Origin of the sequence: Pseudoalteromonas sp. CO325X, assembly GCF_004208955.1 — a bacterium.
GTDB classification, from domain to species: Bacteria; Pseudomonadota; Gammaproteobacteria; order Enterobacterales; family Alteromonadaceae; genus Pseudoalteromonas; species Pseudoalteromonas ruthenica.
In genome coordinates, this window is sequence record NZ_SGPG01000046.1 from 1 (window position 1) to 395 (window position 395).

1 rRNA gene is annotated in these 395 nt (G+C 39.5%); it reads left to right on the top strand.

The window, feature by feature from the left end:
• Positions 1–329: 329 nt before the first annotated feature.
• Positions 330–395 (top strand): 16S ribosomal RNA (locus tag EXT46_RS18700); the annotation flags it as partial.

The window sequence follows — 395 nt, forward strand, 5'->3', positions numbered from 1 at the left end:
CTTCTTAAAATAAAGTGTTGACAATAAAACAGGGTTGAGTAGAATGCACAGCCCTCGAGACGCGAAAGCGACTCGAAACCGGGTGACCGGACTGTTCTTTAAAAATATGAAGCAATCATCTGTGTGGGCACTCGTACAGATTGAGTTCTAACAGCTAATTCTAGTTCGCTAGATGACGCAAACAAATTTAGAGTCTCAATTAAGCTGAGTGACCAACGGAATAAATTTAATTTATTCAGCACAGTCAATTCGATATCGACAGATATCAAAATCAGTATTCATTGAGCATGATTCTTCGCCTTTCATTAGGTAGAGAATAAAAAAACTTTTAATTGAAGAGTTTGATCATGGCTCAGATTGAACGCTGGCGGCAGGCCTAACACATGCAAGTCGAG